The organism is Streptomyces sp. NPDC048462 (assembly GCF_043200175.1).
Lineage (GTDB): Bacteria > Actinomycetota > Actinomycetes > Streptomycetales > Streptomycetaceae > Streptomyces.
In genome coordinates this window covers 129,333-152,071 of record NZ_JBICXG010000015.1, presented here as the reverse complement: position 1 = coordinate 152,071, position 22,739 = coordinate 129,333, and the positions used below count along the sequence as shown (strand labels likewise).

The 22,739-nt window shown below is 70.9% G+C and carries 23 protein-coding genes; 13 read left to right on the top strand and 10 right to left on the bottom strand.

Features of this window, described 5'->3' with window-relative positions; all coding sequences use genetic code 11:
• Positions 1–19 precede the first annotated feature (19 nt).
• Positions 20–1,177, top strand: coding sequence for an acetyl-CoA C-acetyltransferase (locus ACGFU6_RS24595; protein WP_393613866.1), 1,158 nt, complete (start codon positions 20–22; stop codon positions 1,175–1,177).
• A gap of 71 nt (positions 1,178–1,248) precedes the next feature.
• Here the strand turns inward: ACGFU6_RS24595 and ACGFU6_RS24590 are convergent, their stop codons facing one another.
• From ACGFU6_RS24590 to ACGFU6_RS24570, 5 genes are all read right to left on the bottom strand, one after another.
• Positions 1,249–2,298: a DUF6215 domain-containing protein gene (locus ACGFU6_RS24590; RefSeq protein ID WP_393613865.1), complete on the bottom strand. Its 1,050-nt coding sequence runs from the start codon at positions 2,296–2,298 to the stop codon at positions 1,249–1,251.
• A gap of 168 nt (positions 2,299–2,466) precedes the next feature.
• Positions 2,467–3,543 carry an NAD(P)H-dependent flavin oxidoreductase gene (locus tag ACGFU6_RS24585; protein ID WP_393613863.1) on the bottom strand — a complete coding sequence of 359 codons (1,077 nt, stop codon included), beginning with the start codon at positions 3,541–3,543 and terminating at the stop codon, positions 2,467–2,469.
• Positions 3,540–4,319: a CoA-transferase subunit beta gene (locus tag ACGFU6_RS24580; RefSeq protein ID WP_393613861.1), complete on the bottom strand. Its 780-nt coding sequence runs from the start codon at positions 4,317–4,319 to the stop codon at positions 3,540–3,542. Before ACGFU6_RS24580 ends, ACGFU6_RS24585 begins: the two co-directional genes overlap by 4 nt.
• Complete coding sequence (locus ACGFU6_RS24575) at positions 4,316–5,164, bottom strand: CoA transferase subunit A (protein WP_393613941.1); 849 nt, start codon at positions 5,162–5,164, stop codon at positions 4,316–4,318. The genes ACGFU6_RS24580 and ACGFU6_RS24575 overlap by 4 nt, the downstream gene beginning before the upstream one ends.
• 14 nt (positions 5,165–5,178) lie before the next feature.
• Positions 5,179–5,934, bottom strand: a complete 756-nt coding sequence (locus tag ACGFU6_RS24570; RefSeq protein WP_393613860.1) for an enoyl-CoA hydratase family protein — start codon at positions 5,932–5,934, stop codon at positions 5,179–5,181.
• A 181-nt stretch (positions 5,935–6,115) separates the two neighbouring features.
• Between ACGFU6_RS24570 and ACGFU6_RS24565 the strand changes: the two genes are divergently transcribed.
• Entirely contained in the window at positions 6,116–7,036 is a 921-nt protein-coding gene (locus ACGFU6_RS24565) for an SDR family oxidoreductase (RefSeq protein ID WP_393613858.1), read from the top strand.
• A 33-nt stretch (positions 7,037–7,069) separates the two neighbouring features.
• On the opposite strand, the gene ACGFU6_RS24560 is transcribed toward ACGFU6_RS24565, so the two are convergent.
• From ACGFU6_RS24560 to ACGFU6_RS24550, 3 genes are read right to left on the bottom strand one after another with little or no spacing between them, the layout of a single operon-like run.
• Positions 7,070–8,704, bottom strand: coding sequence for an amidohydrolase (locus ACGFU6_RS24560; protein ID WP_393613857.1), 1,635 nt, complete (start codon positions 8,702–8,704; stop codon positions 7,070–7,072).
• 52 nt (positions 8,705–8,756) lie between these two features.
• Positions 8,757–8,951: a hypothetical protein gene (locus tag ACGFU6_RS24555; RefSeq protein WP_393613856.1), complete on the bottom strand. Its 195-nt coding sequence runs from the start codon at positions 8,949–8,951 to the stop codon at positions 8,757–8,759.
• Positions 8,948–10,420: an APC family permease gene (locus tag ACGFU6_RS24550; RefSeq protein WP_393613939.1), complete on the bottom strand. Its 1,473-nt coding sequence runs from the start codon at positions 10,418–10,420 to the stop codon at positions 8,948–8,950. Before ACGFU6_RS24550 ends, ACGFU6_RS24555 begins: the two co-directional genes overlap by 4 nt.
• Before the next feature lie 171 nt (positions 10,421–10,591).
• Here ACGFU6_RS24550 and ACGFU6_RS24545 point away from each other — a divergent pair, with 171 nt between their 5' ends.
• The gene (locus ACGFU6_RS24545; protein WP_393613854.1) at positions 10,592–11,308 is read left to right on the top strand and encodes a TetR/AcrR family transcriptional regulator; all 717 of its coding nucleotides are present in this window, start codon (positions 10,592–10,594) and stop codon (positions 11,306–11,308) included.
• A 57-nt stretch (positions 11,309–11,365) separates the two neighbouring features.
• On the opposite strand, the gene ACGFU6_RS24540 is transcribed toward ACGFU6_RS24545, so the two are convergent.
• Entirely contained in the window at positions 11,366–11,623 is a 258-nt protein-coding gene (locus tag ACGFU6_RS24540; RefSeq protein WP_393613852.1) for a hypothetical protein, read from the bottom strand.
• Positions 11,624–12,081: 458 nt separating this feature from the next.
• Complete coding sequence (locus ACGFU6_RS24535; RefSeq protein ID WP_393613851.1) at positions 12,082–12,309, bottom strand: DUF5133 domain-containing protein; 228 nt, start codon at positions 12,307–12,309, stop codon at positions 12,082–12,084.
• 212 nt (positions 12,310–12,521) lie between these two features.
• On the opposite strand from ACGFU6_RS24535, the gene ACGFU6_RS24530 reads away from it, so the two are divergent.
• From ACGFU6_RS24530 to ACGFU6_RS24485, 10 genes are all read left to right on the top strand, one after another.
• Positions 12,522–12,650, top strand: coding sequence for an LPFR motif small protein (locus tag ACGFU6_RS24530; RefSeq protein WP_260255977.1), 129 nt, complete (start codon positions 12,522–12,524; stop codon positions 12,648–12,650).
• 227 nt (positions 12,651–12,877) lie between these two features.
• Entirely contained in the window at positions 12,878–14,461 is a 1,584-nt protein-coding gene (locus ACGFU6_RS24525; protein WP_393613849.1) for an FMN-binding glutamate synthase family protein, read from the top strand.
• A gap of 13 nt (positions 14,462–14,474) precedes the next feature.
• Entirely contained in the window at positions 14,475–16,238 is a 1,764-nt protein-coding gene (locus ACGFU6_RS24520) for a thiamine pyrophosphate-dependent enzyme (protein ID WP_393613847.1), read from the top strand.
• Positions 16,239–16,644: 406 nt separating this feature from the next.
• Positions 16,645–17,496 carry a HipA family kinase gene (locus ACGFU6_RS24515; protein WP_393613846.1) on the top strand — a complete coding sequence of 284 codons (852 nt, stop codon included), beginning with the start codon at positions 16,645–16,647 and terminating at the stop codon, positions 17,494–17,496.
• The gene (locus tag ACGFU6_RS24510; protein ID WP_393613845.1) at positions 17,493–17,876 is read left to right on the top strand and encodes a DUF3037 domain-containing protein; all 384 of its coding nucleotides are present in this window, start codon (positions 17,493–17,495) and stop codon (positions 17,874–17,876) included. Before ACGFU6_RS24515 ends, ACGFU6_RS24510 begins: the two co-directional genes overlap by 4 nt.
• Before the next feature lie 212 nt (positions 17,877–18,088).
• Positions 18,089–18,850, top strand: a complete 762-nt coding sequence (gene fabG / locus ACGFU6_RS24505) for a 3-oxoacyl-ACP reductase FabG (RefSeq protein WP_393613844.1) — start codon at positions 18,089–18,091, stop codon at positions 18,848–18,850.
• A gap of 20 nt (positions 18,851–18,870) precedes the next feature.
• Positions 18,871–19,626 carry an SDR family oxidoreductase gene (locus ACGFU6_RS24500; RefSeq protein WP_393613843.1) on the top strand — a complete coding sequence of 252 codons (756 nt, stop codon included), beginning with the start codon at positions 18,871–18,873 and terminating at the stop codon, positions 19,624–19,626.
• A 118-nt stretch (positions 19,627–19,744) separates the two neighbouring features.
• Positions 19,745–21,325 (top strand): ABC transporter substrate-binding protein, encoded by a 1,581-nt coding sequence (locus ACGFU6_RS24495; protein WP_393613842.1) that lies wholly within the window; start codon positions 19,745–19,747, stop codon positions 21,323–21,325.
• Between the two features lie 105 nt (positions 21,326–21,430).
• Entirely contained in the window at positions 21,431–22,114 is a 684-nt protein-coding gene (locus ACGFU6_RS24490) for a uracil-DNA glycosylase (protein ID WP_393613841.1), read from the top strand.
• Between the two features lie 130 nt (positions 22,115–22,244).
• A complete protein-coding gene (locus ACGFU6_RS24485) occupies positions 22,245–22,730 on the top strand; it encodes a hypothetical protein (RefSeq protein ID WP_393613839.1) in 486 nt (161 codons plus the stop codon).
• Positions 22,731–22,739 lie beyond the last annotated feature (9 nt).

Genomic DNA, 22,739 nt, shown 5'->3' with positions numbered 1-22,739 from the left:
CCCGAACGAAGGAGCAGTCATGGCCGAGGCCTACATCGTCGACGCGGTACGCACCCCGGTCGGCCGGCGCAAGGGGGGACTGTCCGCCGTCCACCCCGCCGACCTCGGGGCGCACGTCATCAAGGCCCTGATCGAGCGCAGCGGAGTCGACCCGGCGGCCGTGGAGGACGTCGTCTTCGGCTGCCTGGACACCGTCGGCCCGCAGGCCGGGGACATCGCCCGGACCGCGTGGCTCGCCGCGGGCCTGCCCGAGGAAGTGCCCGGCACCACCGTCGACCGGCAGTGCGGCTCCTCCCAGCAGGCCGTCCACTTCGCCGCCCAGGGCGTGCTGTCCGGCACCCAGGACCTGGTCGTCGCGGGCGGCACCCAGAACATGTCGATGATCCCCATCGCCTACGCCGGCCGCCGGGCCGCCGAACCCCTGGGGCTCACCGACGGCCCGTACGCGGGCTCCGTGGGCTGGCGCGCCCGCTACGGCGACGCGCCCGTCAACCAGTTCCACGGCGCCGAACTCATCGCCGAGAAGTGGGGGATCAGCCGCCTGGACATGGAGGAGTTCGCCCTGCGCTCGCACCGGCGGGCCCTGCACGCCATCGACGAGGGCCGCTTCGACCGCGAGACCGTCGCCTACGGGGACGTCCGGGTCGACGAGGGGCCGCGCCGTGACACCTCGCTGGAGAAGATGGCCGGTCTCAAGCCGGTCGTCGAGGGCGGCAGGCTGACCGCCGGGGTCTCCTCGCAGGTCTCCGACGGTGCCTCGGCGCTGCTCATCGCCTCGGAGCGGGCCGTCGCCGAGCACGGCCTGACCCCCCGGGCCCGCGTGCACCACCTCTCGGTGCGCGGCGAGGACCCCATCCGGATGCTCTCGGCGCCGATCCCGGCGACGGCGTACGCCCTGAAGAAGGCCGGCATGTCCATCGGCGACATGGACCTGATCGAGATCAACGAGGCGTTCGCCCCGGTCGTCCTGGCCTGGCTGAAGGAGACCGGCGCCGACCCGGACAAGGTCAACGTCAACGGCGGCGCCATCGCGCTCGGCCACCCGCTCGGCGCCACCGGCACCAAACTGATGACGACCCTGCTGCACGAACTGGAGCGCACCGGCGGCCGTTACGGCCTGCAGACCATGTGCGAGGGCGGCGGCCAGGCCAATGTGACGATCATCGAGCGCCTCTGACGGACCTGACGAACCGGTGGTGCGGGCTGCCGCTGTCGTTCCACCGGTGCGTCCCGGCCGGGCCCGGTGCCTCAGCGAGCCGTCCCGTCCGGGATCGTCGGCAGGACCTCCTCCGCGATGTCGAGGAGGGCGCCGTCGTCGGGGAAGGCTCCGGACTGGCTCCATACGGTGATGTCGTAGTAGCCGCCCTTGTCCTTCCGGTCGAGAGCCACGGACAGCGTCCTGGCGACGGGGCCTTCCTCGGCGGGCGCGGTGGAACCCTTGCTGCCCATGCTGAACTCGAACTGCATGGTGCGCTCGGAGGAGAAGACCGCGGGCCTGCCGAGAATCGTGTCCGTCCTGATGTTCTCGCCGCCCGTCCTCATCATCTTCACGTACTGGGCGATCGACAGGTGGTTGTACGTGGCCGAGAGGTTCACGGTGTACGTGTCGAACTGGACCCGGGCTTCGGGCTCGGCGACCTTCCCGGCGGTCAGGGCCGCGGTACCGCTGGAACCGGAGGCCGAGGTCGCCGTCTCGTCGGGCGTTCCGACGAGCTGTGCCAGGTCGGGACGGTTGAGTGCCTTGCACAGTTCGTCACCGGTCACGGCCTTCGGCGTCCTGGCGTACGCCTTCGGCAGCTTCTCGTCTTCGCTGCCCGGACAGGAGACGGGTGCACGGGTGCTGTCGCCGCCGCCCTCTGTCAACTGGGGAACCACCCACACCGCTGCCGCGAGTGCCCCGAGCAGGCCCACGGCGGCGAAGGCCTGCCCCCAGGGGTTGGGCTCCTTCGCCGGCGTCGCAGGCACGGTTGCGGGCTGCGGCTGTGTCTGCGTCTGAGCCGGCATCAGTACCTGCGGCTGTGCCTGTGCCTGTGCCTGCGGTGCGTTGCCGTCCGCACCCGCCGCTTCCCCGGCCGCGGGTACCGGCTGGTTCAGGCTCCGGCGTGCGCGCAGCACGCGGACCACCTCGTGGACGCGGACCGCGGTGACCGCGAGGAGGACCGCGCCCAGACCGGCCGGGATCCACTCCTGATCGCGGATGGCGGCATAGATGAGGCCTACGCCGAAGGCGGACCCGACCAGGATGAATATGGGCTCGCGGATCCAGAAGGGCAGGACGCGAAGGATTAGACCGAGCATTCGGTGATCTCACCAGAGCAGGTCGGCGACCGCTGTGATGGAAGCCACAATTCCGGGCAGGTGCAGGCCTTTGCTGTGAACTGTTATCCGAGGTCAGGCCCGCAACACGCCAGTTCGCTCCTCCCGGGGCCCATGAGTCCCGTACCGGCCCCTGCGCCCGTCCGTACATCAGGGGCCCGGGTCCGCCCCCGGCAGCGACTTCAGCGTCGTCCGCGCCTCATCCATGATCCGCTCGACCAGCTCCGCACAGGACGGCAGATCGTCGATCAGACCCGCCACCTGCCCCGAAGCCATCACCCCGATGTCGGTGCGGCCCTCGACCATCGAGGCCTTGAGCAGCATCGGTGTGTTGGCGGCCAGCAGCACCTGGCTCCAGGTCAGTTCCCTGCCGTGTTTCATCGCCAGCCCGTCGCGGACCAGAGCGCGCCGGCTCGCGCCGGTCTCCTTCCGGAAGGCCGAGGCGTGCCGGACCGCCGCCAGCAGGGAGGCCGCCCGTCCGGACCGCTCCAGCGTGTCGACCATCTCCGTGCGCAGCATCCGGTGCGGCAGGCCGTCGACCCGGTCGGTGACCGTGACGTCCTTGACGGTGGCGGCCAGGTACCTGGCCTTCACCGCCGCCGGGACGGTGCTGTCGGAGGTCAGCAGGAAGCGCGTCCCCATCCCGATCCCCGCCGCCCCGTAGGCGAGCGCGGCGACCAGACCGCGGCCGTCGTGGAAGCCGCCCGCCGCGACGACCGGGATGTCCACCGCGTCCACGACCTGGGGGAGCAGCACGGTGGTGGCCACTTCGCCCGTGTGGCCGCCGCCCTCGCCGCCCTGCACCATCACCGCGTCGGCGCCCCACGCGGCGACCTTCTCCGCGTGCCGCCGGGCGCCCACGGACGGGATGACGACGACGCCCGCGTCCTTGAGCCGCGCGATCAGCTCCTTCGACGGGGCGAGCGCGAACGACGCCACCCGCACCCCCTCCTCGATCATGATCCGTACCCGCTCGGCCGCGTCGCCCGCGTCCGCGCGCAGATTGACGCCGAACGGCGCGTCCGTACGGGACTTGACCTCGCGCACCGCCGCGCGCAGCTGCTCGGCGGTCATCGTCGCGGAGGCCAGGATGCCGAGCGCCCCGGCGTTCGCGGAGGCGGACACCAGCCGGGGGCCGGCCACCCACCCCATGCCGGTCTGCACGAGCGGATACCGCACCCCGGTCAGCTCGGTGAGCGCGGTCGGCAGCGGCGAGGGGCCCGTCATGCCGGGACCTCGCGCTCGCGCAGCCCCTTCGGGTCGATGACCTCGCGGATCAGCCGGAGTTCCGCCTCCGAGGGGTCCCGGGTGAACGGCACCTCGTCGGGGATCGTGAGGGCGAAGCCGGTGGCCCCGGTGACCTCCTGGATGCCCACCCCGGGGTGCAGGGAGCGCAGCCGCATGGTGCGGTCGGGCGTCTCGAAGTCGAAGACGCCGAGATTGCTGATGACTTCGGGGATGCGGTGGTAGCGGGTCGCGGAGGGTCCGGCCGCCGCCGCCCGCTCGTACCCGACCCCGCTGACCATGTCGACGTGCTCGACGAACACCCGGGAGGAGTGCTTGGGCACCCAGTAACTCGTCGGGTTGTTGAGGGTGTTGACCGGGGCGCCGCGTACTCCGAGCAGCTGCCGTGCGGGCTTGGCCCAGGGGCCGATGCAGGAGATGTTCTGGTTGCCGTGCCGGTCGATCTGGCTGGCGCCCATCATCACGTGCCGGCGGCCGGTCGCGGTGAGCGTCAGGTGCTGACGGAACGGCAGCCAGCCCTCGATGCTCGCCGCCCGCGCCCCCAGCGCGGGGGTGTCACCGGTCAGCAGCGCCTCCCCGTCGGTCAGCATGAGACCGGGTGAGAAGGTGAGCCTGGCCAGCCGCGCGCCGATGGCCGGGACAGTGCCCATCGGGCTGGCGAGGATCTCGCCGGCGTCCCGCCACGCCTCGGCGCAGGCCACCACGCAGTACTCCGCGCGACTCGCCACCGCGCTCCCGGTGGACTCGGTGCCGCTCATGCTTCCTCCTGGTGGAACGCGGTGACGGCGGCCTGGTAGGCGGCCTCGTCGCCGGACAGGAACCGTTCGGCGAAGGCGGGCCACGCCTCGGGGTCGCGGGCGGCCCGGACGTAGGCGCGCTGGAAGCTCTCGTCCCGGTCGTGGTCGGGCACGCAGGAGGTGAAGTGCGCGCCGTTCGGTGTCTCGACGACCCCGTCCACGAACAGCCGCTTGACCAGCAGCGTCTGCGGCCCGTGCTCCTTGAGCAGGTCCGCCGTCTCCACGATCCGCTCGCAGGAGAGGTAGCTGTGGTCGGCGGCCTCGCAGAACAGGTCGTCGAAGTACGGGTCCGGGCCCAGGTACTGGCCGTTGCCCCGAACGTCCGCGCGGTTCAGATGGACCAGGGCGGCATCCAGGCGCAGGGCCGGTGCCGCGACCAGCGTCTCCCCGTCCTCGTACGGCGAAGTGACCGTGCGCAGAGCGGGGTTGACCGTCATCAGGTCCGAGCCGAGACCAGCTCGCACCGGCATGAACGGCAGCCGCTGTGCGCCCGCCGTCAGCCCCCACATCATCATCGCCTCGTCGAGCTCGACCATTTCGAACGCGCCGCGCTGCCGGGCGGCGGTGAAGTGCGGCTCCAGCGGTATGGAGTCGAGCGTCCCGAACGCCGCGACCAGCTTGCGGATCTTCCCCGCGGCGGCGAGCAGCCCGACATCGGGCCCGCCGTACGACACCACGGTCAGATCGGTGACGTCCGAACGCAGCAGCGCCCGCACCAGGGCCATCGGCTTGCGGCGCGATCCCCAGCCGCCGATCCCGAGCGTCATCCCGCTCTCCAGCCGGCCGACGACGTCGTCGGCCGTCATCGTCTTGTCGTGTGTCACGTCTGCTGCTCCTTGTCCGTGCCGAAGGTGTCGCGCACGCGGTCGGCGACGCCACTGAGGTTGGCCTCGAAGGTGAAGCCCTGCTCGAAGCGGTAGCTGCGGCGTACGTCGACCGGGTCGATGCCGTTGATGGCCGCCTTGGCCAGCCGGATCAGGTATCCGTCCTTCGCGGCGATCTCCCCGGCCAGCTCCAGTGCGGCCCGGGACAGCTCGTCACGCGGGACGACGCGCCAGACCGAGCCGTGCCCTTGCAGCTCCTGGGCCGTGACGGTGCGCGAGGTGTAGTACAGGGTCCGCATCAGATGCTGCGGTACCAGCCGGGCCAGATGTGTGGCCGCGCCGAGCGCACCCCGGTCCAGCTCCGGCAGGCCGAACATGGCGTCGTCGCTGGCCACGATCGCGTCCGCGTTGCCCACCAGGCCGATGCCGCCGCCGAGGCAGAAGCCGTGTACGGCGGCGACCACCGGCACCTCGCACTCGTAGACCGCCGCGAACGCCTCGAAGCAGCCCCGGTTGGCGCCGATCAGTGCCTCCGGCCCGTCCGTGCGCTGCATCTCCTTGATGTCCACGCCCGCGTTGAAGCCTCGGCCCTCGGCGGTGAGCACCACGCAGCGGACCTCCGGGTCGGCCCCGGCGGCGCGCAGGGCGGCGGCGAGGTCGTACCAGCCCTGTACGGGCAGGGCGTTGACCGGGGGGAAGTCCACGGTGACGACGGCGACGCCCTCTTGCGGGGCGGAGGTGGAGACACCCATGAGCAGATCAGCTACCTTTCCACCAAACGTTTGTTAGATTAAACGTAGCAGTGATACGGGCGCCGTGGGAGAGCGCCGGTCCCACCCGCCGGTCGCCGCGCCTCGTCCTTTGCCGCTTCGCCTCCTCGCCCCGCGCCTCTCTCCTTCCCGTCGTCCCTCGTCCCTCGAAAGGACACTCGTCATGACCTCATCGACAGCCCTGTGCGCCGGTCGCGTCGCCGTCGTCACCGGCGCGGGCCGCGGACTCGGCCGCGCCCACGCCCTGGCCTTCGCAGCCGAGGGCGCGAAAGTCGTCGTCAACGACCTCGGCGTGGGCCTCGACGGCTCCGGCGCGGCCACCGGCCCCGCCCAGCAGGTCGTCGAGGAGATCCGCGCGGCCGGCGGCGAGGCCGTCGCACACGGCGGGGACGTAGCCACCGCCGACGGCGCGGCCTCCCTCGTCGCGACCGCCCTCGACTCCTTCGGCCGCCTCGACACCCTGGTCAACAACGCCGGATTCCTCCGGGACCGGATGCTGGTGAACCTGGACGAGGACGACTGGGACGCGGTGACCCGCGTCCACCTCAGGGGCCACTTCCTGCCGCTCAAGCACGCGGCGGCGCACTGGCGCGCCGAGGCGAAGGCGGGCCGGGTACCTGCGGCGAGGGTCGTCAACACCGGTTCCGGGGCAGGGCTGCTGGGCAGTGTCGGCCAGGGCGGCTACTCCGCCGCCAAGGCCGGGATCATCGCCCTGACCCTGGTGGCCGCCGCCGAGATGGGCCGCTACGGGGTGCAGGCCAACGCCATCGCCCCGGCCGCCCGGACCAGGATGACCGAGGACGCCTTCGCCGAGACCATGGCGGCGCCCGCCGGGGGAGGGTTCGACGCGATGGCCCCGGAGAACGTCTCGCCGCTCGTCGTCTGGCTCGGGTCCGACGCGTGCGCCGGGGTCAGCGGCCGGGTCTTCGAGGCCGAGGCCGGCCGCATCACCGTGATGGAGGGCTGGCGGCCCGGCCCCACCGCGGACAAGGGCGCCCGCTGGAGTCCGGCCGAGGCGGGGGCGGCCGCGTCCGGACTGCTCGCGGCCGCCGGGACACCGCAGCCGGTGTATGGGGCGCGCTGACGGAGATCGGCCGGGCCTGCTCGGAAGCCGCGTTCAGGCGGAGTGGACGAGCGCGCCCCCGACATAGGTGCGCAGGACCCGCGCCCCGGCGATCTCCTCCGGTGGCGCGGTGAGGATGTCGCGGTCCAGGACCACCAGATCGGCCAGGTTGCCGGGGAGCAGACTGCCCGCGTCGTCCACCCCGTTCACATGGGCACTGCCCGCGGTGTATGCGGCGACGGCCGTCGCCGGGTCCAGACGCTGCTCGGGGAGGAAGACCCGGCTGTCGGTGGCCCCGGGCTCCCTCCGGTTGACCGCGACATGGATGCCCTGGACCGGGTCCGGGCTGCTGACCGGCCAGTCGCTGCCCGCGGCGAGGGTGGCGCCCGCGCGCAGCAGGTCCCCGAACGGGTACTGCCAGGCGGCGCGTTCGGGCCCGAGGAACGGGATGGTGAGCTCGTCCATCTGCGGTTCGTGGGCGGCCCACAGCGGCTGGATGTTGGCGATGGCGCCGAGCCGGGCGAAGCGCCCGATGTCGTCGGGGTGCACGACCTGGAGATGGGCCAGATGGTGGCGGTTCCCGCGGTGTCCGTTGGCCTCGACGGCGGCCTCCACCGCGTCCAGCGCATCCCGGACGGCCCGGTCGCCGAGCGCGTGGAAGTGCACCTGGAAGCCGAGGTCGTCGAGCCGGGTGACATGGCCGCGCAGGGCTTCCGGGTCGACGAAGCTCAGACCGCTGTTGGTGGTGGCGCAGCCGCAGCCGTCGAGGTACGGGGAGGTCATCGCGGCGGTGAAGTTCTCCGCGATGCCGTCCAGCATGATCTTCACCGAGCCGGCCCGGAACCGTCCGTGGCTCAGCTCCTCGCGCCGCGCGACCAGTTCGTCGATCTGCTCGGCCCCGCGTTCGCGGTCCCACCACATCGCGCCGGTGACCCGCGCGGTGAGTGAGCCGTCGCGGGCGGCGGTCACATAGGCGTCCGACGGATCGGCGTTGCCGCTGAACACGCCGAGCAGGGCGTCCTGCCAGCCGGTGACACCGAGGGAGTGCAGCAGCTCCTGCGAACGCAGCAGCCCCGCCAGCCGGTCCGTCGGGGTGGTCGGCGGCACCAGCCGGGCGACCAGTGCCTGCGCACCCTCCTGGAGGACACCGCCGGGCCCGCCTCCCGGTTCCCGCTCGATGCGGCCGTCGGCGGGATCGGGGGTGGCGGCGGTGATGCCGGCCAGTTCGAGGGCCCGGGTGTTGGCCCAGGCGCCGTGGTGGTCGCGGTTCGACAGCAGGACCGGACGGTCGGGGACCACGGAGTCGAGCGACTGCCGGGTGGGCAGCCCGCCGTCGAAGCTCTCCAGCGACCACCCGCCTCCGGTGATCCACGCACGCTCCGGATGGGCGTCCGCGTAGGCCCTGATCCGGGTCAGGTACTCAGCCGCGCCGACCGTGCCGGTCAGATCGCACTCGGCCAGCTCGACGCCGGCGGACACCGGGTGGATGTGGGCGTCCTGGAAGCCGGGGAGCAGCAGCCTTCCGGTGAGGTCGACGACTTCGGTGCGGGGCCCGATGAGTTCGCGGACCTCGTCGTGCCCGACGGCGGTGATGCGGTCACCGGTGACGGCGAGTGAGGTGGCCCGGGTGCGAGCCGGATCGGCGGTGAAGACGGGGCCGCGCGTGAAGACCAGATCGGCCGTGGGCATAAGTGCTCCAGACGTGAGGAGGGGAGAGGGGAGTGGGGAGAGGCCTGGGCCGTCAGGTGTACGACCCGGGCCGGCGGTTCAGAGGGCGGGGACGCTGTTCCCGGGGCGGGCCGCCTCGATCGGCTCGAACGGCTTCGGCGCGCGCGAGGACCGCGGTCATCCGCTCGACCGGTGACAGGCTGCGGTCATGGAAGCGGCGCAGGGCCTCGGCGACCGGCAGACGGGCGAGTTCGGTGAGGTCGCTCATGCTCCGGTCCTTCGCGAGGTGTCGGGGGCGTCCGGGACGTGGGAGACGGCCTGGGCGCCGGCACGGGTGAAATAGGGCGACCGGCGGTGCCGGCGGGCCCACGCGGCGGCCGGCAGGCCGGAGCCGATCATCAGTACCGGGACGAGCAGGGCGAACCAGCCGTTGTCCGCGGAGACCTCGAAATGATCGGTGGAGGTGTAGAAGGTCCAGGTGAGGTAGGCGCCGGTGGCGAGCAGCACCAGCGCGCCCAGCGCCGGCCCGACGACCGCGCGCAGCGACTCCAGGGGCGAGGTGTGCAGCAGATGGCGGAAGCGCACCGCGGCGGCCGTGGCGGTGAGGGCGTAGTAGAGGGCGACGACGATGCCGATCGCGTTGACGGCGGCGAAGATCAGGTCGTTGACGGTGGGGATGACCAGCGACATCGCGGCGAGGAGCAGCGCGATCGCGGTGATCAGCAGGGTTCCGGCGGCGGGGGTTCCGTGCCTGGGGTGCAGGCGCGTCCAGACGGGACCGAGGACGCCGTCGCGGCCCATCGCGTACATCCCGCGGGCGGTGGGGATGACCGAGGCCTGGAGCGAGGCCACCGCGGAGAACATGAGGGCGATGAGCGGCAGCGCGGCCAGTGGCTGCTCGGCGAGCTTCGTGCCGAAGTAGGCGAGCCCCTGGGCGCCGTTGCCGGCCAGTTCGTCCAGCGGCAGGACCCGCTGGAAGGCGGTGCCGGCCAGCAGGAAGAGCAGCAGCATGACGACCAGGGCGATGAACCCGCCGCGGGAGGCGTCGCGCGGGTCGCCGACCTCCTCACCGACGCTGAAGACCGACTCGAAGCCCCAGTAGCAGAAGACCGCGAGCATCATGCCCTGGGCGAGGGCCTCGGCCGAGGGGAGGTCGAACGGGTTGTACCAGGAGAGCGAGAAGGGCTGGTCCCCGGCGAACAGACCGTAGACGCAGAACGCGATCAGCACGCCGTACTCGAAGACCAGCAGGTACTTCTGGAGACGCGCGGCGAGGTCGAGACCGCGCACCGCCACCAGCGAGGCGGCGAGCAGTACGACCATCCCGAGGAGCGTGGACTGCAGGGTCGAGTCCGGGTCGAGCGAGAGCCCGGCCACGCTGTGGACGGTGGCCTGGCGCAGGAGCTGGATGATCGCCGAGCCGGTCACCGTCGTGGTGTACGCCATGAACACGACGGTGCCGACGACGTTGACCCATCCGGTCAGGAAGCCCAGCCAGGGGCTGAAGATCCCGCCGACCCACTTGTAGCTGCTGCCGGCGTTGGGGTCGATGCGGTTGAGCCGCCCGTACCCGCCGGCTATGCCGAGTACGGGCAGGAAGGCCAGCAGCATGATCGCCGGCAGGTGCAGTCCGACGACGCCTGCCATCAGACCGAGCCCGATGCCGATACTGCTGGTCGCCGCCGTGCTCGAAGCGGCGAGGACGACGCCGTCCACGACGCCTATGGACTTCCGCATCGCGGTCCGGGGCGCCTTGGCGGCACTGCCCGGCCCGGGGTTCGCATTGTTCACTGCTGCTGCCAACGGATCGTCGCCTTGCCTGGGGAAGGGAGCTGGAGAGCCTGGATGGCGAGTCATGAAACCCGCCGTCTCCTTCACAGGTCAATGGTGTTGTCATAAGATCGGATCATGGTTGAACGGGTGGTTCCGGAGCCGCAGCGGCGGCGCAGACGGCCGACGAAGCAGGGCACCGTGCTGTCCGAACAGGTCATCGTGGAGACGGCGCTGCGCCTGGTCGGGCAGCACGGCGCGGACGCGCTGACGGTCCGCCGGCTGGGCGGGGCACTGGGCGCCGACCCCAGCGCGCTCTACCGGTACTTCCGCGACACCGACGACCTGTTGCTCGCGGTCGCCGACGAGCTCATCGGCCGGTCGCAGCTCGGCTGGAGCCCCACCGGTGAGTGGCGCTTCGACCTGTGCGAACTCGGTCTGCGCATCCACGCCTCGTACCACGCGCACCCGCAGGCAGCGCTGCTGGCCGCGCATCGGACGACCGGGCGGGACAACGAGCTGCGGGCCGTGGAGAGGATCCTCGGCGTGCTGCGGTCGGCGGGCTTCGACGACCGGGAGGCGGTCCGGATCTACCACGCCTTCGTGGACCAGGCGCTCGCCTTCGCGGCCCTGGACGCGGCCGCGCTGGCACTGCCGGCGCCCGCGCAGGCGGCCGACCTCCAGGTGTGGCAGGAGCGCTACGGCCGAGTCGACGCGGCTTCGTACCCGCACATCGCCGCCACCGTGCGCCTGCTGGCCCACGAGATGAGGTTCAGCGGCTATCCGTTCGCGCTGGAGCTGCTGCTCGATGCGGTCGAGGCCAGGCTGCCCGCAGTCGGCGGGGACACCGGCTGAGCCCGGATCGGACGCCCCCGCGGACCCGGCCCACGCCCCGCCCGAGCGTGGCTGCGGTCACCGTCCGCGGTCTTTGCCCTTGTCCTGCCGCCCGACGGGGGAGTCCTCGTCGACGGCGTCACGGAGTCGCTCGATGGCGTGCCTGAGCTCGTCGAAGGCCCGCTGTTCCTCCCGGGGCGTGACCCGGGAGGCCGGCAGGATGCTGTCGCGCGTCCCGTGGGCGCGGGCATAGGCGTCGAAGCAGGCGAGCACCTGCTCGATCGCTGACTCCTGCGGTATGGAAGGGGGTGGCGCTGAGGGGCGTTGCGGGGACATCTCTGAACTCTCATCCGGTCGGAAGCCGCCGGGCGGACCGAAGCGGGCGCCCGGAGGGCGCCGAGGACTCGGCTCGAACGGCACGCGAGGCGTGGCTCTGTCGACGACGAGTCGCACGCCGGACCGGCGGACCCGACGGGCAAGAAGCACGGCAGGCCTTTCCGGGCGCACGACTGTTACGCCGCCGACCAGGCTTCCCGGCACACCACCCGCTCCTCTGCGATGAGCAAGGAGACGAGATGCGGCCATGCTATCCGCCCCGGTGCCCCGACGGACCACGCGAGTTCCGTGCGGTGGACGCTCCTCGCCGGCCGTCCAGCCCGGTCGCGGTGCGCACTCCTCACACCCGGATCACACCCGGAGCCGGCATGGACTGCACGGCTGAGGACGTGGCCTCAAGGGCTTCGCGGACCCGGGCCGCCGGCGGCATGTCCGGCCTGCACCGTGGCGACCGGGGGTCAGTCAACCACTGCGGAATCGTCCTCGGTCCGTGCTCCCGGCAGCCGGTAGCGAGCGGCTATCAAGGCCGCGTCCACATCCTGCGTCCCCGTCGACAGGCAGAGCGAGTAGGCCAGGTCGTCCATGCGCTGACGTGCTGCCGCGCTGCCCTCCGCGCCTTGAAGCACCCTGAGTGCCTCGTACTCCTTCACCAGGCCCCACAACACAACAGGATGAGCCAGCAGCACGACGGTTCTCCTCGCCTCGCACGACACGTTTCTACGTGCAACGGCTGCCCGCCAATCAGTCCGGCATGCACGAGCCGGCCGGGACCACCCTCCCGCCATCCGGGGCTCGTGAACCCAACGAGTTTCCTCCTGACTCAAGGGGGCACGGGTCTGAGTAACAGCGCATCGCGGCTTCCGCCGGCGCCGCTGTCACATCGAAAGGGAGGAAACACATGCTGAAGGCGATCGCGGATGTCTTCCGATCCATCGGCGGGGCAGTCGCCACCGTTGTGACCTTGCCCTTCCGTGCCGTCGCACGGCTGTTCGGCGGAGCCTCCGACACCGCTCACGGTCACCACTGAACAGCCCCCTGCCCAGCCCCGGCCGACTCGTCGAGAGTGGCCGGGGCTTCCTGCGTGCAAGAGCCCACTGCCCTGCCACCTCGACGAGGCCGGTCCCCACGCACAGGTGATCCACTCGCCGGGCTGCGCCGCTCGCTGCGCGGCGCGTGCGTCGGCCGGCACGTCATTGACGGTCTCTTGACCAGGCGGGGCGGCATGGAGAGGGGCTGCCGGGTTAGCAGCCGTGAGTGACACGTATCGGATCGGTTCTCCTCATCCTGGCCGCGGGACTCGCCTCGGCCGCCGCCGCGGCGCTGGTTTCGCCGTGGTGGTGCTGCGCCGCTGTTCCGCTCGTCCTGCTGGGTCTGCTGGGCGCATGGGACCTGCTGCAGCGCCGGCACACGGTGCTGCGCAACTATCCCGTGGTCGGGCACGCGCGCTTCCTTCTGGAGAGGATCCGCCCCGAACTCCAGCAGTACTTCGTCGAGCGGAACTTCGATGGCCGCCCCTTCGACCGGGACGTCCGCAGCATCGTGTACGAGCGGGCGAAGGGCACCGACGCGGAGCAGCCGTTCGGCACGGAACGAGATGTCTATCTGCCCGGATACGAGTTCCTGATCCCGTCCATGGTCCCCGCCCGGATGCCGCAGGAGCCGACGCGGGTGCGGATCGGCGGACCGGACTGCGCCCGCCCGTACGACATGGCTCTGCTGAACGTGTCGGCCATGAGCTTCGGCGCCCTGTCCTCGAACGCGCTCCTCGCCCTCAACGGGGGCGCCGCCGCCGGGGGCTTCGCCCAGGACACCGGTGAGGGCGGCCTGTCGGAGTACCACCTGCGACCCGGCGGCGACCTCGTCTGGGAGATCGGCACCGGGTACTTCGGCTGCCGTACGCAGGACGGTGACTTCGACCCCCGGCAGTTCGCCGACAAGGCCGCGCACGAGAACGTGAAGTGCGTGTCGCTCAAGCTCTCCCAGGGCGCCAAGCCCGGCATCGGCGGCGTCCTGCCCGGCCCGAAGGTCAATGCGGAGATCGCGCGGGTACGCGGCGTGCCGGAAGGGCGGACGGTGATCTCACCCCCGTACCACCGGGTGTTCTCCACCCCCCGCGAACTGGTCCGCTTCCTCGCCACGATGCGGGAGCTGTCCGGAGGGAAGCCGACCGGGTTCAAGATCTGCCCGGGTTCGCGCCGTCAGTTCCTCGCCGTGTGCAAGGCGATGCTGGAGGAGGACACGACTCCGGACTTCATCGTCGTGGACGGTGCCGAGGGCGGTACGGGCGCCGCGCCGCTGGAGTTCGCCGACCACGTCGGCACCCCCCTCACCGAAGGACTGCTCACCGTGCACAACGCCCTCGTCGGCGCGGGCCTGCGTCAGCGGATCAGGATCGGGGCGAGCGGCAAGATCGCCACCGGTACCGATCTGGTCAAACGCCTGCTGCAGGGCGCCGACTACGGCAACGCGGCCCGGGCGATGATGTTCGCGGTGGGCTGTATCCAGGCGCAGCGATGCCACACCAACACCTGCCCCACCGGTGTCACCACCCAGGACCCCCGGCGTGCCCGCGCCCTCCACGTCGGTGACAAGACCCTGCGCGTACAGCGCTTCCAGGAGGCGACCGTGTCCAGCGCGCTGCAGATCATGGCGTCCATGGGCGTCACCGATCCCGCACAGCTGCGCCCCCACATGCTTCACCGGCGCATCGACCCGTACACGGAACGCTCCTACGAGGAGCTCTACGAATGGCTTGAGCCCGAGCAGCTGCTCGCCGGGCCGCCCGCGTCCTGGGCGGCCGACTGGAGGGCGGCCGACCCCGACCGCTTCACCGTGTGATCTGGAGGATTCCGTGGCACGAACCGTTTCCCGCACCATCGTGGACGCCCTGGGCGAGCTGGGCGTACGCCAGGTCTTCGGCGTCGTCGGCGACGCACTCAACCCACTCACCGACGCCATCCGCACCACCGAGGACATCGAGTGGGTGGGCTGCCGGCACGAGGAAGCAGCGGCGTTCGCAGCGAGCGCCCAGTCGCAGCTCGGCGACACCCTCGGGGTGTGCATGGGCACCGTCGGCCCAGGCTCCGTACACCTGCTCAACGGGCTGTACGACGCCGCCAAGAGCCGCACACCGGTCCTGGCGATCACCGGCCAGGTGCCGCTCGCCGATCTCGGCAGCGACACCTTCCAGGAGATCGACAACGACGCGCTCTTCAGCGACGTGGCGGTCTTCCACGCCACCATCACCTCCCCGGACCAGCTGCCGCAGCTGCTGGAGACGGCCGTGCGCAACGCGCTGGGCCGCAAGGGCGTCGCCGTCCTCAGCGTGCCGGGCGATCTCGGTGACCAGGAGCTCGGCACGGACCGGCCGGCCCGCTTCTCGCTGAGCACACCCGTGAGCCGGCCGGAGGAGTCCGCCGTGCGCCGCGCCGCGGAACTGCTCGACGGCGCGGAACGGATCACGCTGCTCGTCGGACGGGGCGCCCGCGCCGCGCGAGAGGACGTGCTGGCCCTTGCCGAACGCCTGGCCGCGCCCATGGTGCTCACCCTCAAGGCCAAGGAGGGCTTCGAGGGCGAGGCCAACGCCTTCCAGGTGGGCCAGACCGGGCTGATCGGCAACCCCGCCGCGGCCTCGGCGCTGCACGACGCGGACACCCTCCTGATGCTGGGCACCGACTTTCCCTACCGGGACTGGTACCCCGAGGGCCGGACGGTGATCCAGGTGGACACCGAGGCCGCGCACATCGGACGCCGGGTCCCGGTCGAGGTCGGGCTCGTCGGCGATACCGGCGCCACGGTCCGCGACCTGCTCACCCATCTCGGCGCCGCACCGCCAGGTGCCGAGGGCGCCCGCGACCGCTCGCACCTGGAGGAAGCGCGGAAGAGCTTCGAGCAGTGGCGTACGGGGCAGGCCCGGCTCGCGGACCCGGCACACGACAAGGGCCTGGTCGGGCGGATCCGCTCCGCGCTCGACAACCGCTCGCACGACATCCGCCCGGAGGCGCTGGCCGCGGTGGTGGACCGGCTCGCCGCCGACGACGCCGTGTTCACCTCCGACACGGGGATGGCGACGGTCTGGCTCTCACGGTTCGTCGAGATGCGCGGTGACCGGCGGCTGATCGGCTCGTTCAACCTCGGCTCGATGGCCAACGCCATGCCGCACGCGCTCGGCGCGCAGTGCCTGGACCGGGACCGTCAGGTCGTGGCCTTCTGCGGCGACGGCGGGCTGAGCATGCTCCTCGGCGACCTCATGACGCTGAAGACCAGCCGGCTCCCCGTCAAGCTGGTCGTCTTCGACAACCGCCGCCTGGGCATGGTGAAACTGGAGCAGGAACAGGCCGGGCTGCCGGAGTTCGGCACGGTCCTCGACAACCCGGACTTCGCCGCCGTCGCCACGGCCCTCGGCCTCACGGGCATTCGCGTGACGGATCCGGCCGACCTGGAGGAGTCCGTACGGCGTGCCTTCAGCACCCCGGGCCCGGTCCTGCTCGACGTGCTCACCAACCCGGACGAGATCGCTGTCCCGGCAAAGCCGACGGTCGAGCAGGGCTGGGGCTTCGCGGTGGCCAAGATGAAGGAGGTCATCCGCAGCCGGGGCGACCGCGACGGAAGCTGACCGCGTCGCGCCGCGAGCTCCTCGGCCCGCTGCGCGCTGCCAGTCGCTCGACGGCGCTCAAGGCCTCCTGGCAGTTCCGGCGCGGGCGGTGGTGTGGGCCGTTGCCGCGCTGACCTTGAAATCGTGGCGTGGCGGACTCGGACACCACTGCGGCCCTGGAGCGGCTTCCACTCGCTTCGGCACACCCATGCCGCGATCACCCTCGGTTACTATGCTGACTTCGTGCCGGAGGCCGGCAGTAAGGGGCGCGGCGCCATCGGCGGTCTGCTCGGGGAGACGGGGACCGGCTTGCCGGCCGGGGCTCCCCGGATTCACCCGGCGCCGCGTCGGCCGGCGATTCCCGCCTCTGCGCACCGAAGAAGCCGTCCGTGGATTGCAAGGCTGAAGAGATGGGTGGCTTGGGGAAATGCTGGAAGAGGTCGTAGCGACCCGCTATGTCACGCCTCTGCGTGAGGGTGGCTCGCTCCCCGGGATCGTCGAAGCCGACGACCTGGGAACGTATGTCATGAAGTTCACCGGGGCCGGTCAGGGGCGCAAGACGCTGGTCGCCGAAGTGATCTGCGGGCAGCTCGGCCGTCGGCTCGGGCTGCGCGTTCCCGAGCTCGTGCAGATGCAGCTCGACCCGGTCATCGGTCTCGCCGAGCCCGACCAGGAGGTGCAGGAACTCCTGAAGGCCAGTGGCGGCCTCAACCTCGGGATGGACTTCCTCCCCGGTTCCCTCGGGTTCGACGCGCTCGCCTACCAGGTGGATCCGCGTGAGGCCGGGCGCGTCGTCTGGTTCGACGCGCTGATCAACAACGTCGACCGGTCCTGGCGCAATCCGAACATGCTGATCTGGCACGGCGACCTCTGGCTCATCGACCACGGCGCCACCATGATCTGGCACCACAACTGGCCCGGCGCCCAGACCTCCGCCGCCAAGCCCTACAACGCCTCGGACCACGCGCTGGCCCCCTTCGCCCCCGACGTCGCGGCGGCCGCCGCCGAACTCGCCCCGTTGGTGACCGAGGAACTGCTCACCGAGGTCGCCGCCGACGTGCCCGACGAGTGGCTGGTGGACGAGCCTGGCTTTGAGGCGACCGATCAGCTCCGGCGCGCCTATGTGGAGGCGCTGCTGCCGCGGGCGGCCACCATCCATGAGCGGATCGTCCTGGACACCCCCACCGCCGACAAGCCGTCCCAGGCCCCGGGCTGGCTCACCGAACGCCTCGCCCCGAGGCGTGGCACCAAGAACAGCGACGAGAGCGGCCGGCCGTGAGTGAACGTGTTGTCTTCGAGTACGCCCTGCTGCGCGTGGTGCCGCGCGTCCAGCGCGGTGAGTTCTTCAACGCCGGCGTGGTGGTCTACTGCCGCGCGAAGGGGTTCGTGGCCGCCCGCACCGAACTCGACGAGGGGAAGCTCAGGGCGCTGGACCCCGGCGCCGACGTCACCGGGGTGCGGGCTGCCCTGTACGGCGTCGAGGGGATCTGCCGGGGCGGTACGGACGCGGGCCAGGCGGCGGGCGACGACGCCGGGCGGCGCTTTCGCTGGCTGATCGCCCCGCGCTCGACCGTCATCCAGCCGAGCCCCGTGCACAGCGGTCTCACCACGGACCCGGCCGCCGAGGTGGAACGGCTCCTCGACCTTCTGGTGCGCTGATCCGCACCCGGTTGCCGCCGCCTCGGGGTGTGACATGCGACGCGGCGTCCGTGGGCCGTTGACACCGCGTGCCAGGCCTTCTAGCGTCTCGACTGCTGAAGGTACTAAGCGGTTGCTCAGTTATCGGGAACCATCTCGCGGGGAAGAACCACTCCGCGGTGGATGGGCCTGACGTCCGCTGAGCCGCGATCCAAGGGCGAGGAGAACCAAGCATGTCCACCACCGAGCAGCGCGTAGCCATCGTGACGGGAGCGGCACGGGGCATCGGTGCCGCCACCGCGGTACGCCTGGCGGCCGAGGGCCGCGCCGTCGCCGTACTCGACCTGGACGAGGCGGCCTGCAAGGACACCGTCGAGAAGATCACCGCCGCCGGCGGACGGGCCCTCGCCGTCGGCTGCGACGTCTCGGACAGCGCCCAGGTGGAAGCCGCCGTCGCGCGGGTCGCCGCCGAGCTCGGGGCCCCGACGATCCTCGTCAACAACGCGGGCGTGCTCCGTGACAACCTGCTCTTCAAGATGAGCGAGTCCGACTGGGACACCGTGATGAACGTGCACCTCAAGGGCGCGTTCCTGATGGCCAAGGCCGTCCAGAAGCACATGGTGGACCAGAAGTTCGGCCGGATCGTCTCGCTGTCCTCCTCCTCCGCCCTGGGCAACCGAGGCCAGGCCAACTACGCCGCGGTCAAGGCGGGGCTGCAGGGCTTCACCAAGACCCTCGCCAAAGAGCTCGGCAAGTTCGGCATCACCGCCAACGCCGTCGCGCCCGGCTTCATCGTCACCGAGATGACCGCGCAGACCGCGGAGCGCGTCGGCATGGGCTTCGAGGAGTTCCAGGCGGCGGCAGCCACCCAGATCCCGGTGCAGCGCGTCGGCTTCCCCGAGGACATCGCCAACGCCATCGCCTTCTTCTCGGGCGACGAGGCGGGCTTCGTCTCCGGACAGGTCATGTACGTCGCCGGCGGACCGCTCAACTGACTTGAAGGGCTGCGGACATCATGACTGTGCAGGACAGTGGCAAGGTCGCGCTGATCACCGGTGCGAGCCGGGGTATCGGCTACGGCATCGCCGGGGCGCTCGTCGCCCGCGGCGACCGGGTGTGCATCACCGGACGCGGCGAGGACGCGCTGAAGGAGGCCGTCGAGGCGCTCGGCTCCGACCGTGTCATCGGTGTGGCGGGCAAGGCGCACGACGAGGCCCACCAGGCGGTGGCCGTCGCGCGCACCATGGAGGCCTTCGGCCGGGTCGACTTCCTGGTCAACAACGCCGGTACGAACCCGGTCTTCGGCCCGATGGCCGAACTCGACCTCAACGTGGCCCGCAAGGTCTTCGAGACGAACGTGATCTCGGCGCTCGGCTTCGCGCAGCAGACCTGGAAGGCGTGGCAGAAGGACAACGGCGGGGCGATCGTCAACATCTCCTCCGTCGCGGGCGTCTCCGCCTCGCCCTTCATCGGCGCGTACGGCATGAGCAAGGCCGCGATGATCAACCTGACCCTCCAGCTGGCACACGAGTTCGCGCCGGTCGTGCGGGTCAACTCGATCGCCCCCGCGGTCGTGAAGACCAGGTTCGCCCAGTCGCTGTACGAGGGGCGTGAGGCGGAGGCTGCCGCGGCCTACCCGATGGGACGGCTCGGTGTCCCCGAGGACATCGGCGGCGCCGCGGCCTTCCTCACCTCGGACCAGTCCGACTGGATCACCGGACAGACCCTGGTGGTCGACGGCGGTATTTTCCTGAACTCGGGCGTGGGCTGAGAACAGCCTGAGCGGGTTTGGCCCTGATTGACTCAAGTGCCCCGTCGGGCCTGCGGATTGACCCGACGGGGCGCTGCGGTATGGTCTGCCGACCCATGGCTGATCGAGGAGCGTGCACGTGTTCTACCGGGCCAGTCTGCAGGCCGCTGCAGCCCTTGCTTCCCTGTCTCTGCTGGCCGGCTGCGGTCTGTTGTCCGACAGCGGTTCGGACGTGGAGCAGAAGCTAGCCGTCGGGACGACCAGCCAACCCTCCACCCTCGACCCGGCGGCGGCGTGGGACGGTTCCTGGGAACTGATGCGCAACGTGTTCCAGACGCTGGTCAGCTTCCCCACCGGAAGCACGAGCCCCGAGCCGGACGCCGCGGACCACTGCAAGTTCACCGACACCACCAGTACTGCGTACCGGTGCACGCTCCGTGAGGGGCTGAAGTTCTCCAACGGTGAGAAGCTCGACGCCGAGGCCGTGAAGTACTCCATAGACCGGATCAGGGCGATCGCGGTCAAGGGCGGCCCCGTCGGCATGCTCGGCTCGCTGGACCAGGTGGAGACCAAGGGCGACTCCGAGGTCATCTTCCACCTGACCAAGCCGGACGCCACCTTCCCGTTCATCCTGGCCACGCCCGCCATGTCGCTGGTCGCGCCGAGCGAGTACTCGGCACACAAGATCCGTGACGACGGCAAGGTCACCGGGTCCGGGCCGTACCTGCTGGACGCGTACAAGCAGGGTGAGCGCTCCGAGCTGGTGAAGAACCCTGACTACAAGGGGTTCGCGGACCGCAAGAACGACGCCGTGACCATCCGGTACTTCAAGGAGTCCGGCGCCATGGTCGCGGCGCTCAAGCAGGGCGAGATCGACGCCACCTACCGAGGGCTCACCGCCGAGGAGGTGGTGAGCCTGGAGGACAACGAGGACAAGAAGAGCAACCTTCAGCTCGTCGAGTCGGTCGGCGCGGACATCCGCTTCCTGGTCTTCAACCCCAAGGACCCGGCTGCCGGCAAGCCGGCCGTGCGGCGGGCGATCGCCCAGCTGGTGGACCGGGACGCGCTGGTGGCCAAGGTCTACCAGGGCACCGCCGAACCGCTCTACTCGATGGTGCCCAAGGGCATCGCGGGCCACACGACCAGCTTCTTCGACACCTTCGGCGACCCGGACGCGAAGAAGGCCAAGAAGATCCTCAGGGACGCGGGTATCAACGAGCCCGTCGCGATGACCTTCTGGTACACCACCGACCGGTACGGATCCTCGACGGCTCCCGAGTTCGACGAGCTCAAGCGTCAGCTGGAGGCCTCCGGTCTCTTCAAGATCACGCTGAAGAGCCGGCCCTGGAACAAGTTCCAGGCTGGATTCACCAAGGGGGAGTACCCCGTCTTCGGCCGTGGCTGGTTCCCGGACTTCCCGGACCCGGACAACTTCATCGCCCCCTTCGTGGGCAAGGACAGCATCACGGGCATGCCGTACGCCAAGGACGAGATCACGAAGCAGGTGCTGCCCCAGACCCGCAAGGAGAGCGACCGGGGCGCGGTCAGCCAACAGTTCGAGGTGGCCCAGAAGGCACTCGTCGACGACGTCCGGCTGCTGCCGCTGTGGCAGGGCAAGCTGTACGTGGCGGCCGGCGAGGACATCGGCGGCGGCGAGCGGGCCCTGGACCCGCAGACGGTCATGCAGATGTGGGAGCTGTACCGCAAGGCCAGCTGGTAGCCCGCCGGGCGGTTCGCGGCCCCCCGGGAGGCTCCCCGCTCCGTTGTCAGTGGTCGCCGGTAGGTTCTGAGATCAAGAACTGATTGCTTACCGGAGGTTGTTGACGTGACCGACACCGACCAGCTGCCCGAGTCCTGGCGCGGCGTCCTCGGCGAAGAGCTGCAGAAGCCGTACTTCAAGGAGCTCGCCGAGTTCGTCGAGGAGGAGCGGGCCGCAGGACCGGTCTACCCGCCCCGGGGGCAGGTGTTCGCCGCGCTCGACGCGACCCCGTACGACAAGGTGAAGGTCCTGGTCCTGGGCCAGGACCCGTACCACGGCGAGGGACAGGGGCACGGGCTGTGCTTCTCCGTGCGCCCAGGTGTGAAGACCCCGCCGTCCCTGCGCAACATCTACAAGGAGATGAAGGAGGAGCTCGGTCTGCCGGTCCCGGACAACGGATATCTGATGCCGTGGGCCGAACAGGGCGTACTGCTCCTCAACGCCGTGCTGACCGTGCGGGCGGGCGAGGCCAACTCGCACAAGGGCAAGGGCTGGGAGAAGGTCACTGACGCGGTGATCCGCGCGGTCGCGTCCCGGCCCGACCCGGCGGTCTTCGTGCTCTGGGGCAACTACGCGCAGAAGAAGCTTCCGCTGATCGACGAGGAGCGCCATGTGGTGGTGAAGGGCGCGCACCCCTCGCCGCTCTCGGCCAAGAAGTTCTTCGGGTCCCGTCCCTTCACCCAGATCAACGAGGCCGTCGCGGCGCAGGGGCATCAGCCCATCGACTGGCGCATCCCCGACCTGGGCTGATGGCGCGCCGGAGCCTGGGTGCGAGCGCGCGCCACTGCGGTTAGCGTCGAACCGGCCGGAACCATCCGGAACCGTATGGAACCGCATGGATCCGGTCGGACGCAGGCGGACGGGTACGAGGGAGACCGCAGTGACGGAGCAGCAGGAGGCGTCGAGAGACGTCGTCATGACCAGAATCGGCCAGGCGATCATGCTGCTGCACGGTGGTGACCGCGAGGAGGCCCGCAACCGCTTCGGCCTGCTCTGGGCGGAGATCGGTGCGGACGGTGACGCCCTGCACCGGTGCACCCTCGCGCACTACATGGCGGACACCCAGGACGATCCCGGTGACGAGCTGGCCTGGGACCTGCGGGCGCTGGCCGCCGCCCGCACGCTGACCGACGAGCGCGTCGCGGAACACCACGACGCGCTCGCGGTACGGGCCTTCTACCCGTCGCTGTACCTCAACCTGGCGGCGGACTACGTGAAGCTCCGGCGCCCGGCGGCGGCCCGGATCCATCTGGACCGGGCCCGGGACGCCTGTGGGGCGCTGGCGCAGGACGGGGCCGACGACGGCTACGGGGACGGGGTCCGGGCGGCCATCGGGCGCCTGGAGCGGCGCCTGCGGGAACTCTGAGGGGCTGTG

Excerpts from the sequence above, each read along its gene's own strand:
- ACGFU6_RS24595 (WP_393613866.1), top strand. The coding sequence starts at position 20 with ATGGCCGAGGCCTACATCGTCGACGCGGTACGCACCCCGGTCGGCCGG.
- ACGFU6_RS24590 (WP_393613865.1), bottom strand. The coding sequence starts at position 2,298 with ATGCTCGGTCTAATCCTTCGCGTCCTGCCCTTCTGGATCCGCGAGCCC.
- ACGFU6_RS24585 (WP_393613863.1), bottom strand. The coding sequence starts at position 3,543 with ATGACGGGCCCCTCGCCGCTGCCGACCGCGCTCACCGAGCTGACCGGG.
- ACGFU6_RS24580 (WP_393613861.1), bottom strand. The coding sequence starts at position 4,319 with ATGAGCGGCACCGAGTCCACCGGGAGCGCGGTGGCGAGTCGCGCGGAG.
- ACGFU6_RS24575 (WP_393613941.1), bottom strand. The coding sequence starts at position 5,164 with ATGACGGCCGACGACGTCGTCGGCCGGCTGGAGAGCGGGATGACGCTC.
- ACGFU6_RS24570 (WP_393613860.1), bottom strand. The coding sequence starts at position 5,934 with ATGGGTGTCTCCACCTCCGCCCCGCAAGAGGGCGTCGCCGTCGTCACC.
- ACGFU6_RS24565 (WP_393613858.1), top strand. The coding sequence starts at position 6,116 with ATGACCTCATCGACAGCCCTGTGCGCCGGTCGCGTCGCCGTCGTCACC.
- ACGFU6_RS24560 (WP_393613857.1), bottom strand. The coding sequence starts at position 8,704 with ATGCCCACGGCCGATCTGGTCTTCACGCGCGGCCCCGTCTTCACCGCC.
- ACGFU6_RS24555 (WP_393613856.1), bottom strand. The coding sequence starts at position 8,951 with ATGAGCGACCTCACCGAACTCGCCCGTCTGCCGGTCGCCGAGGCCCTG.
- ACGFU6_RS24550 (WP_393613939.1), bottom strand. The coding sequence starts at position 10,420 with ATGCGGAAGTCCATAGGCGTCGTGGACGGCGTCGTCCTCGCCGCTTCG.
- ACGFU6_RS24545 (WP_393613854.1), top strand. The coding sequence starts at position 10,592 with ATGGTTGAACGGGTGGTTCCGGAGCCGCAGCGGCGGCGCAGACGGCCG.
- ACGFU6_RS24540 (WP_393613852.1), bottom strand. The coding sequence starts at position 11,623 with ATGTCCCCGCAACGCCCCTCAGCGCCACCCCCTTCCATACCGCAGGAG.
- ACGFU6_RS24530 (WP_260255977.1), top strand. The coding sequence starts at position 12,522 with ATGCTGAAGGCGATCGCGGATGTCTTCCGATCCATCGGCGGGGCAGTC.
- ACGFU6_RS24515 (WP_393613846.1), top strand. The coding sequence starts at position 16,645 with ATGCTGGAAGAGGTCGTAGCGACCCGCTATGTCACGCCTCTGCGTGAG.
- fabG (WP_393613844.1), top strand. The coding sequence starts at position 18,089 with ATGTCCACCACCGAGCAGCGCGTAGCCATCGTGACGGGAGCGGCACGG.
- ACGFU6_RS24500 (WP_393613843.1), top strand. The coding sequence starts at position 18,871 with ATGACTGTGCAGGACAGTGGCAAGGTCGCGCTGATCACCGGTGCGAGC.